At 38.7% G+C, this 10,815-nt stretch carries 8 protein-coding genes; 6 read left to right on the top strand and 2 right to left on the bottom strand.

Annotated elements, in window-relative coordinates; genetic code table 11:
- Nucleotides 1-6 precede the first annotated feature (6 nt).
- Together T323_RS0112785 and T323_RS0112790 are read right to left on the bottom strand one after the other, a co-directional pair.
- Complete coding sequence (locus T323_RS0112785) at nt 7-1,158, bottom strand: DUF2800 domain-containing protein (protein WP_026673642.1); 1,152 nt, start codon at nt 1,156-1,158, stop codon at nt 7-9.
- Nucleotides 1,158-1,478: a hypothetical protein gene (locus T323_RS0112790; RefSeq protein WP_026673643.1), complete on the bottom strand. Its 321-nt coding sequence runs from the start codon at nt 1,476-1,478 to the stop codon at nt 1,158-1,160. Before T323_RS0112790 ends, T323_RS0112785 begins: the two co-directional genes overlap by 1 nt.
- Before the next feature lie 284 nt (nt 1,479-1,762).
- On the opposite strand from T323_RS0112790, the gene T323_RS0112795 reads away from it, so the two are divergent.
- From T323_RS0112795 to T323_RS0112820, 6 genes are read left to right on the top strand one after another with little or no spacing between them, the layout of a single operon-like run.
- Nucleotides 1,763-1,981 (top strand): helix-turn-helix domain-containing protein, encoded by a 219-nt coding sequence (locus tag T323_RS0112795; RefSeq protein WP_026673644.1) that lies wholly within the window; start codon nt 1,763-1,765, stop codon nt 1,979-1,981.
- A 24-nt stretch (nt 1,982-2,005) separates the two neighbouring features.
- Nucleotides 2,006-3,244: an ABC-three component system protein gene (locus T323_RS0112800; RefSeq protein WP_218971038.1), complete on the top strand. Its 1,239-nt coding sequence runs from the start codon at nt 2,006-2,008 to the stop codon at nt 3,242-3,244.
- A complete protein-coding gene (locus T323_RS0112805; protein ID WP_026673646.1) occupies nt 3,228-3,467 on the top strand; it encodes an ABC-three component system middle component 7 in 240 nt (79 codons plus the stop codon). Before T323_RS0112800 ends, T323_RS0112805 begins: the two co-directional genes overlap by 17 nt.
- Entirely contained in the window at nt 3,445-5,082 is a 1,638-nt protein-coding gene (locus T323_RS0112810; RefSeq protein ID WP_026673647.1) for a DUF2326 domain-containing protein, read from the top strand. Before T323_RS0112805 ends, T323_RS0112810 begins: the two co-directional genes overlap by 23 nt.
- Nucleotides 5,083-5,100: 18 nt before the next feature.
- Nucleotides 5,101-7,551, top strand: a complete 2,451-nt coding sequence (locus T323_RS0112815; RefSeq protein ID WP_026673648.1) for a site-specific DNA-methyltransferase — start codon at nt 5,101-5,103, stop codon at nt 7,549-7,551.
- Nucleotides 7,552-10,059: a DEAD/DEAH box helicase gene (locus T323_RS0112820; RefSeq protein ID WP_026673649.1), complete on the top strand. Its 2,508-nt coding sequence runs from the start codon at nt 7,552-7,554 to the stop codon at nt 10,057-10,059.
- Nucleotides 10,060-10,815: the final 756 nt, after the last annotated feature.

A 10,815-nucleotide genomic window follows, 5' to 3' on the forward strand; every position in this document is an offset into this window, starting at 1 on the left:
TCCCTATTATTGAAAATCTACTTCCGGAGAAGTTTTTATTTCAGGTCGTTTATCTTCTTCAGGAACGAGCTTAATCTTGCCAGGTGCCTTTGTAATAAATGAACCTAGTAATTCATCAAATGTTTTCTTCCCTAGCTCTTTTTCTAACGTAGTAATCGTGTTAAGTGATTTCTTATATATGACATCACTTGCACATCCAGCAGCAGTAAGTGCTTTTACAATCGCATCTTCGTCTGTGTACTTTCGACTGCCTCTTCCTTGAACTAGTTTCATACCTGGCCATTGCTTGTTTTCATTCATTGCCATTGATAAAGCATACTCCTGAACACTTTTCCCCCAGCTCATTAATTCTTCAAGGGAATGAAGTACTTCAACCACTTCTTCATCAGTCAGAAGCGGGGGGCTCTGAAAATCTAAACAAGCAAGTTTCATGTTTTCATCTGCCCTCGCTCTGCAAATTGCTTTCACTTTGCAAAACCTGCAATGAACGCCAACCATGAAATTTCCAATACCGGCAAATGCCATTTCTGCTTTTGGCCTAACTACTTCATCTCCCCATTTCAGAAGATCATCAACCGACATTTCAAATGAAGATATACTATCTAGCCTTGGTTGGCTAATCGTCATTTGGATCGTTTCGAGATTATAAAGGAAGCCAAAATGGTTGATAGCTCCGAGTGCATATAGTTTCATCTGAGGGTTTTCATGTGCACTCACAGCAATACCCTTACCATGCTTATAATCAATGATTTCTAAAACACTATCACTAATGATGGTCGTATCTGAGGTTCCAAATCCTTCTTGAACCCATGGACTGTAGTCCAGTTTTTGTTCTAACAAAATCACAGCATCTTTGGTCATTGTTTTCGCTTCATTAAAACGCTCGATACAAAAATCTTTATGAACTTCGGTAGCCTTGTCCATTTCTTCTGAATAAAGAGGGTTAGAGCGTATTTCTTGTAATCTTTTGTTATACGACTGCTGCGAAATACTTCCTATCTCTTTGCAAATTTTAATCTCTGCTAGCAGGTGGGCCAGACTCCCTTCCTCTGCATAGACAGATGTTCCATCCTCCATGGACTCTTCTAGTCTAGGTGCCCTCGTGCAATTCATCCAACGGTGCGCACCAGAAGCAGACAATAATGCATGTTCTCCCATCACAGTTCCTCAGCTTTCTCTAGCAGTTCAGAATACTTTTGTGCTGGAACATCACTTAACTTCTTCGCTCCAAAACTAGTAATAAGCTCTTTTACCTCTACTTGTTTTCCATCTTGGGATAAACTAGCTAATTTAGCTCTCACTTCTTCTAATGTAGGTTGTTTTTCAGGTTGAAGTTCCTCTTTAGCAGTTCCCCTAGCTTCTGCAGTAGCTGTTACTTCAGGTTCATTCACCTTGAATACAAACGTTAATCCTTCAAGACTATCCGCAAGGTTTCTTAAATCATTTACAACATCAAGAGCACGCTTCATTTTACTCATGTTCCTTCTCCTTTCTCTTCTAGACTTAGTAGGGCCAAACAGTTGTGTCACTGCCTACCTAAATTTTATTAATTTAATCACATTAAATCCTCAGCCAGAAATCCGCCGTCACTCCGCTAAGACTCAGCCAGTTTCCAGCCTTTCTTCTTATAAAATCAAACTAAGCGTTCGCAAAGTTAAAATCAGCATATTTAAATTTTTGATTGTAACTCACTTAGTTAATCTCTATAATATTAATGACACGTCTTTGGTCACCATCCAGTAGTACTTGGAGGCGATAAGAAATGGCATTTAGTTATAACAAACTATGGAAACTTTTAATTGATAACAAGATGATGAAAAAAGACTTAATGGCAATGACGAACTTGACATCAACAACGATGGCTAAGATGAGTAAAGATCTACCGGTAAGCATGGATGTTTTAGCTAGAATTTGTAAGGCTCTTGATGTCAACATAGGCGATATTGTTGACTATGTTGACGACGATACTCCAACTAACTAAACTCCTCGAAAGGGGGCGTAATGCATGAAAAAGCTTTGTTTTGGTACTTTTACAACAGTATTAAAGGTTTGTATGACAAAAAGAGTTACACAAAAGCGATTGTGTGGTACCATATTGCTTTCTATTGCGCCTACTTATGATATTCGCAGCGATGACGGCGCAGTTTCAGATTTGATACTCTGTAAAAAAAATCTATCGCCTATAGTAACTGATGTTGCTCCAACAGCAGACGCTCGTGCAACCTCAGATTACTTTAAGCAAAATATCCTTCCCATGCTGGATAGCAACAAAAGGAGCCTCATCGTTCTTGCATTAAAGGACATTATTGCTTCTGATGCCTCAATTGAGCCTGACACACTCGTCGAAAAAGTAAATGGTATGACAAAGGAAACTATAATAAGGCGTGATTCATTTGTTTTGGAAGACTTTCTCGCCGGAATCTTTCTTTACACAGTGCTTAATGTTGAAAACCGAAATTGCAAAGACAGTGTAAAACAAATATCTGAGGATTACATAAATTCCTTTCACAGTCAAAAAATGAACATTAACTTCCTTACGGAATACAGTAAGTTCACAATGGAGACCACTAATGATATTGCAATTGACACTCGCTATCTGGTACTACTAGCAGAAACGGGTGGTAAATGTCAAAAGTGCGGTAGACCTCTAGGCATAAAAAAAGAAGGCAACGACGTTAACTACGCTAAAGTCGTTCACCTTTCAGATACTGATGACGTTATACTATGTGTTGACTGTGAACGCGAAATACCAAATGCTTCAGAGGAAGATAATATGAATTTACTTTCGGACAAGTATTACTTGGAAAATCTTATGGTTGCAAGGGATGCAACCTCGCGATATACGATAGAAAAGCAAATTGAACAAGTACTTCAAGAAGTTGATTTGATGGATGTTAGTGTCGATACACAACTAAAAATTGAACCCATCAAAGTTGAGAACAAAATTACTGAAAGACGTTTAAAGGAACGAATACTCTTTGATGTTATGCAATTGTATGATGGCGTCAATAATGCATTAGATCAACTAGCAGGGGAAAATAAACTAAACGTAGATAAGTTCGCTAAAAGTGTTAAGCGTATGTATGAAGACGCAAGCGAAGCAATTACATCCCAAAGTGATATTTATAATTTGCTGGTTGAAACACTATTTAATAAAACTGGCCGCAAACATAGAGAAGCCTGTGAGATAATAATTTCCTACTTTGTGCAAAGGTGTGAGGTGTTCGATGAGATTACCAAATAAAGTTACACCCTATACAAACAGCATCATTGCCCTTTTCCCAGATATTTTAGGAACATTGAAGCGACGGGATATATCCCCAAAAGAGCTGTTTGAATTAACCACGTCTGGAAAAAAGGATATGGGTGATTTTCTAAGTGCTTTAGATTGCCTGTTTGCACTTGGTAAAATCGAACTTACTGAGGAAGGGAGGATGCTACGCTATGTTGGCAGAAATTCAATGTGATAAATTTGCTTTAAAACATCGAACTATCCAGTTTAACCCTGGCCTAAATACAGTTTTGGGAAGTACAGGTGGTAGCAACGCTATCGGAAAATCAACATTTCTTTGGATTATAGATTATGCGTACGGCGGCGAAAGCTACTACTCCCTAACGGATGATATAAAAAAAGAAATAGGACCGCATACAATTTATTTCACTTTCGTGTTCAAAGGACAACCACATTATTTCTATAGAAGTACCGATAATCCCAAAATTGTATATCGATGTGATAAAGATCATCATTTCATTACGAAATTGACGGTGGACGAATATCGAAGTTTCCTTTTTCAGGAATATATAGTTGATCTTCCATCACTTAAATTTCATGAAATTACTGAGCGTTTCTTTCGCATTTATGGTCGTGAAAACACACTTGAAAAATATCCGCAGCTAGTTAGACCTCGTGAACACGATGAAAGGGCTGTCGATTTTCTCATGAAACTATTCGGTCAATATAAAATCCTCGCTGCTATCAAAAGAATGGAAGAAGAATTTGGTATCAAATCCTCGCAGTTTAAATCACGCCAGCGGCAAAAGGTGGACACCGAGAAAATTGAAATGAACCAAAAGACTATAAAGTCATTGAAGAAAAGACTTCAAAACCTGATGAAAAACAGTGAAGAAGCCCAATTGGCGATATTTGGGTTTGATACACAGACATTTGAGCGTATAGCTACTGTACAAAAAGAGCTGAACAGTTTCATTCGCAAGCGTAATCGTTTACAGTCTCAGGTTAATGCTGTTAAAAGCAATATTGCTGTGACTGACTTTGAAACTACTAGTGAATTTAATTCATTAGTACACTTCTTTCCAAATACTAACATAAAAGCATTTGAAGAGATTGAACATTTTCATAATAGAATTAGGGAAATCCTTGGTGAAGAAATGAATCAGGAGGTCGAACGCTTACAACAAATTATTGATCAGTACGATAAAGAAATTAATCGACTTAGTCAAAAGATCCAAGAAACAGGGTTGGCAAAAGAAATGTCAGAGAGAGTGCTCTCCCAATGTGTCAACGTATCCAAAAGTATTGATAAACTTCAAGAAGAAACAGATGAACTGATTCATCAAAAAGAACTACAGGATTCCCGCTTCGTTGCTGAGCAAACAATAGAAAAATTGTTACAACAACAAACTGAAAAGCTGGAAAAAATACAAGAGGACATCAATCTACGAATGAAAATAATCAATGGCGTAGTAACCGAACAACAGGAAACTGCTCCTTTTCTACAAATCACACCAGAAAAGGAGATCATCTTTGAAACTCCAGGCAACACTAGTGAAGGTACTGCGTTCAAGAGCCTTGTCGTTTACGATTTGAGTTTACTTGAATTATGTCCAATTCCTGCGCTCATTCATGATTCCAATATACTTAAACGTATTGGGGATGTACATCTAGAACATATATTAGAACGATATCAATCAAGTAAACGACAAGTATTTATTGCATTTGATAAGGCTGATTCTACGACACAGAATGCACAAAAGGCTTTAGAAGACACAGCGGTTTTACGCTTATCGGACGGAAATGAACTATTTGGTCATTCATGGAGTAAATTTGAGTCGAATGAATAAACAATGGAGGATTAAAATATGGCTGCAATTAATGATTTATTACGTCAAATCCCTGATACATCTTTGCGTAGTCGCTTGGAACAGGAGTTTGCCCGTATATCAAAAAACAAAAAATTTGGACTTATGTTTGAGGAGCACATTCCGGAATGTACTCCACTTTACGAGGTTGCTGTCAAACGCGGCTCGACTGTCGCACTTAAAACTAGTAACGTTAATGATGTTTATAGTGTGTTGAAATTAGATGGCGACTCTGCCCTTTGCCTTAACAGATCGACTGGGGATACCATAAATATCCCACTAGAGGAGTTAGTTTCGGTTGCACAATTTGGCGAACCGATATTTCCCACACTTCAGCCGGTTGATTTTGTTAAGAATGATCCCGATAGTAGCCTATGGCACACTCTCATTGAAGCAGACAACTACCACGCTCTCCAGTTGCTAGAATATCTCTATCCTAAGCAAGTGGATTGTATCTATATTGACCCACCCTACAATACAGGTGCAAAAGATTGGAAATACAACAACGACTATGTGGATTTATCCGATAGCTGGCGGCACAGCAAATGGCTGTCGATGATACAAAAAAGATTGCGGATAGCTAAGCGGATTTTGAATCCAGATACAGGTGTATTAATAGTTACTATAGATGAACACGAGGTTCATCATCTGAGAGTGTTATTGAAAGAGTTATTTCCTGAGTTTTACATCCAAATGGTAACTGCTGTAATAAACCCAAAAGGAGTGACCCAAGGTCGTTTTTCACGGGTAGAGGAATATATAATATTTTGCTTCGCTCCCAACGCATTTGTTGGTGCAAGTGACGATAATCTACTTAACCCACCTGTTTCAAATAGAAAACCGCGTTGGAAAGGACTTTTACGTTCTGGAACAAACGCAAGGCGTGAAGATAGAAAAAAGATGTTTTACCCAGTATTAATTGATACCAAACTAGGAAAAGTTGTTGGCACTGGTGAAGCTTTACCTTTTGAAGAATATCCGAATTTCGATTTAAAAATTGATGGCTTTGACGTTGCATGGCCAGTCAGAACAGATGGCTCGTTAGGAAATTGGGGCGTAGGATATGAAACTCTTCGTACATTAATTGATAAGGGATATGTTTCCCTTGGAAAGTATGATTCAAAACGTAAAACATGGGGAATTTCTTATATAAGCCTGCCAAATCAGGAAATGATAGATGATGGACGTATAAAAATAGTTGATCGAGATCCCAAAACCGGGGTTGTATCTATTGAATATGCTGACAGTAACAATAGAGCAATAAAAACTATATGGCACAGGAGTCTTCATGACGCTGGAGCCTATGGATCCAATTTGGTATCGGGTATTATTGGTCAGTCCAGAGCATTTTCTTTTCCAAAATCCCTTTACTCTACTAAGGATGCAATTGCGTCGGTAGTACGAAATAATAAAGATGCCCTTATTGTTGATTTCTTCGCTGGCAGTGGTACAACTCTCCACGCTGTAAATCTATTAAATGTCGAGGATGGAGGCCACAGAAGGTGCATACTGGTTACTAACAATGAGGTATCACTTGAAGAGGCACGGGATCTACAGAGGGTTGGTCATCAGCCTGGTGACCCTGAATGGGAAGAACGTGGGATTTGCCGCGCTGTAACTTGGCCGAGGACAAAATATAGCATAACGGGGAAACGCAAAGATGGTACTCCACTAAATGGGGAATACTTTACCAACCAAACTACCACAAAAGAAGTAGAACGCTCTTTCTATCAGTTGGGCTTTGTGGAAAACCCAACGGGTTTAACAAGCAGTTCAAAAAAACAACTTGTTTCATTGCTTCGTGATAAGGAAGGTAAACCACAACTAACGCAAACGTTGGTAAAAGCGGACAGCAAATTTATTGTTTCGGATGAACATTCAGCGTCGATTATTTTTGATATAGATGCCACTAATGAATGGCTTGCTACACTGGAAAATAACGAACATGTTACGGACTTTTATATAGTCACAAAATCATCTGCTATATTTAAATCAATCAAAGCAAAGATAACAGAACTGCTTGGACCAATCAATTTATCATCACAAGTTAAGCGTTCCATGAGCATGGGATTTCCTGCAAATGCAGAGTATTTTAAACTAGAATTTTTAGATAAAAATAGTGTGTCATTAGGGAAACAATTCCGGGAAACACTGCCATTGCTTTGGCTCAAATCCGGTGCCATTGGAGAGCGACCTGAAGTAATTATTAATGAAGAACCTGGGATGTTAATTCTCCCACAAAATGGATTTGCTATTCTAATTGATGAAACGAGATTCGCTGAATTTTCCGTAGCTATTTCCGAAGATGATAATATCCAGGTTGTCTACTTCGTAACCAACTCCGAGGAAGCTTTCCGTGAAATGACTTCTGGGGTAAAAGTAAATAACACATATCAACTATATCGCGATTATATTGATAACTTTGTGTTGGGAAGCAGGAGGGATTCATAAATGAGAGATATACTATTTCCTTTTCAGGAAACGGCTCTTGCCGAACTTCATGAGAAAATTAATAAAGCTCACTTGATGTGGAGTGAACGCGATCCACAGATAATTTCGTTTTCCGCACCTACAGGTTCGGGTAAAACCATTATTATGACAACACTTTTTGAGGAAATACTTTATGGCAGTCCGGTCAACATTGGGGAACCAGACTCTGTTTTCATATGGCTATCCGATTCACCAGAGCTTAACGAACAAACAAGGCTCAAAATCGAAAGTAAGTCTGATAAAATCCGTGTCCGTGAACTAGTGACAATAGATTCCACCTTCAATTCTGAGTACTTTGAAGATGGTTGCATTTACTTTTTAAACACACAAAAACTTGGCTCTGATAAACTACTTACAGGAACGTCTGATACGCGTCAGTATTCCATCTGGGAAACACTCACTAACACTGCCAAACGAAACCCAAAGCAGTTTTATGTAGTTATTGATGAGGCACATAGAGGAACATATACATCCGTTCAAGCAGAAAACAAAGCACAGTCTATAATGCAAAAGTTCATCAAGGGCAGTAAAGAAGATGGGCTATGTGTCATGCCTTTGATTATAGGTGTGACCGCGACTCCTCAGAGATTTGATAACTTGATTGCTGGAACCACTTCAACAGTTCAAAAAGTCATCGTTCCACCCGAGCAGGTACGTGAGTCCGGTCTTCTGAAAGATAGAATTATCATTCATTATCCAGATATTCATCTGGGCGCCGATATGACCATGTTCAAAGGCGCGGTAGATAATTGGCTCAAAAAATCCTTTCAATGGAAATCCTACTGTGATCGTGAAGATGAAAAAATGGTAAATCCTATTCTTGTTGTTCAAGTTGAGGATGGTAATGAACGGGAGGCAACCCATACTGATTTAGGGGCTTGCATTGATTTACTTGAAGAAACACTAGGCCGCAAATTACAACCCGGTGAAGCAGTACACACATTCAATGACCGCAGCACACTGAAAGTTCGTGACGTTGAAATTCAACAAATTGAAGCTTCGCGGATTAATGAAGAAGAAAATGTAATGGTCGTATTCTTCAAAATGAATCTTTCCACAGGCTGGGATTGCCCACGTGCTGAAACAATGATGTCATTTCGTAGTGCTCAGGATTACACTTATATTGCTCAGCTTTTGGGGCGCGTTATTCGTACACCTTTGGCTAGAAGGATTTCTTCCAATGCTGAACTTAACAATGTAAGTCTATTCCTTCCATACTTTGATGAAGAAACAGTAAAGAATGTCGTTAATGCCCTACGTGATAGTGAAGCTATTATACCTACAGAAACAGGAACTAACAAAGAGCTTGTTACACTTGGGCGAAACTTAGAGTATTCTGATGTGTTTGATGCTATGAGTAAACTTATCACGTATCGAATAGATTCATCGCGAAAACAGGCACCGCTCAAGTTGTTAATACAGCTTTCCCGCGCGCTGACGATGGACGGCATCGACCTAGGGGCACAGAAGGCGACAAAAAATGCAGTTTTATTAAAAATTGATAAGGAAATTGCACAAATAAAAGAAAGTGGATACTTTGACTCCCTTGCGGCTAAAATTACCGGATTTACTCTTGGTACACTGATATTTGAATACGGAGACAATGCTTATTCCTTTGACGAGACAACACAGACAATGACGGTATCCGAATTTGATATCTCCAGGCATTTTGAACAGGCTGGAAAACTGTTAGGAGAGGGCTTGCATAAGGAATATTGGATTCGGCACAGTACCCGGGACCATATCGATATAAAAAAAGAAATCATCGTTCTCACAAGTGATACGGATGCAATGGAGCGGATAAACGCCTATGCAGAGGAAGAATTTATTGAACTCTATGGGAACAACAAGCGAGCCATTGCTAAACTGACCGAAGCGCGAAAAAATGTTTATGAGAGATTAACCAATGCTTCAGCCCAACCAATTTCTGTACCATGGGTATTACCAGATTCAATCGATTTTTCTGTACCAGATGATAGTATTAAGTTTGAACAGCATCTCTACTGTTATGAAGATGGGACATTCCAAACATCACTAAATCCATGGGAAAGAGGAGTTATTGCTGAAGAACTTAAAAATGGTGCAGTCTGCTGGTTACGTAATCTCGATCGTAAAAAGTGGTCACTTGAAATCCCATATGAAGTCAGTGGTGTTGCCACTTCGATGTTTCCGGATTTGGTGGTTGTGAGATCTGATGCGCAAGGTTATATCTTTGATATTCTGGAACCACATGATCCTAGTCGCAAGGACAATTATCCAAAAGCAGTGGGTCTAGCAAAGTTTGCAGAAAAACACTGGGATAAATTCGGACGGATTCAGCTTATCCGACTGAAAAAAGGTGTAGATGGTCGTGAGCATTTCTATCGACTGGATATGGAAAAAACAACAGTTATGAATAAAGTTCGTGGAATAACATCAAACGAGGAACTTGATAGAATTTTTGATACAGATGCCGTTAGAGAAGACTAGTTTATACATCTGTTATGTCTCTCCAAGACTATAAGAATTGCCGTTATCTAAGATGTAGATTTGCCCCTATCACCTTTAAGGCAGTTAATATTTGAACATTATAAATTAGGGTTTCCGAACAGTGGTACCTCAGGCAAATCGGCCAAGATAAAAACCTCTTGTTTGGAAACCCTTATTTATGAGTATTTCTTCCACTTATTTTTTTACCCTCGATATCAATACTGCTTTCCACCCTGCTGCATTTAAATCTGCACCTTCAATCTTTCCGCAGGATGAACATTTCCCAATACCCCTTTATTCCGCGTAAAAGTTAGCCCCCTGGGTCTAAAAAACCCCCAAACCAATTAGTCCGAGGGAACATAAAACAAACTTACATTTTCATTTAAAAACCACTAAACCTATTGATACCAAGCTATTTCTGTGCATTTAAAATAAACTCTTCCGAAAATCCTTCCCAAAACCCGCATTCCACCGTTCGCTGTCATAATAAAGTTTTCCGAAAATCACCGATTTCCACTCATTTCTCACTCAAAAACAAGCGTTTTTTTCCGCACTTTTCACTCATTTTTTCACTCTTTTTCTCAAGTTAAAATAAAGTTTTCCGAAAGGGAAAACGTAAAAAGGCAAGTCCCACAAGGGATTGCCCTGATTTTTTACGAAAACTTCCCTCTTCCTTTTTAACGAAAATCGGAAATGTTTATTATTTTTCGGAAGAGAGAATTAGTGGGTCACATAGTAGAGATAAGGAGTTAGGTC

It is taken from the genome of Alkalihalobacillus bogoriensis ATCC BAA-922 (genome assembly GCF_000621445.1).
GTDB lineage: Bacteria > Bacillota > Bacilli > Bacillales > Bacillaceae_F > Bacillus_AO > Bacillus_AO bogoriense.

Excerpts from the sequence above, each read along its gene's own strand:
- T323_RS0112785 (WP_026673642.1), bottom strand. The coding sequence starts at position 1,158 with ATGGGAGAACATGCATTATTGTCTGCTTCTGGTGCGCACCGTTGGATG.
- T323_RS0112790 (WP_026673643.1), bottom strand. The coding sequence starts at position 1,478 with ATGAGTAAAATGAAGCGTGCTCTTGATGTTGTAAATGATTTAAGAAAC.
- T323_RS0112795 (WP_026673644.1), top strand. The coding sequence starts at position 1,763 with ATGGCATTTAGTTATAACAAACTATGGAAACTTTTAATTGATAACAAG.
- T323_RS0112800 (WP_218971038.1), top strand. The coding sequence starts at position 2,006 with ATGAAAAAGCTTTGTTTTGGTACTTTTACAACAGTATTAAAGGTTTGT.
- T323_RS0112805 (WP_026673646.1), top strand. The coding sequence starts at position 3,228 with ATGAGATTACCAAATAAAGTTACACCCTATACAAACAGCATCATTGCC.
- T323_RS0112810 (WP_026673647.1), top strand. The coding sequence starts at position 3,445 with ATGTTGGCAGAAATTCAATGTGATAAATTTGCTTTAAAACATCGAACT.
- T323_RS0112815 (WP_026673648.1), top strand. The coding sequence starts at position 5,101 with ATGGCTGCAATTAATGATTTATTACGTCAAATCCCTGATACATCTTTG.
- T323_RS0112820 (WP_026673649.1), top strand. The coding sequence starts at position 7,552 with ATGAGAGATATACTATTTCCTTTTCAGGAAACGGCTCTTGCCGAACTT.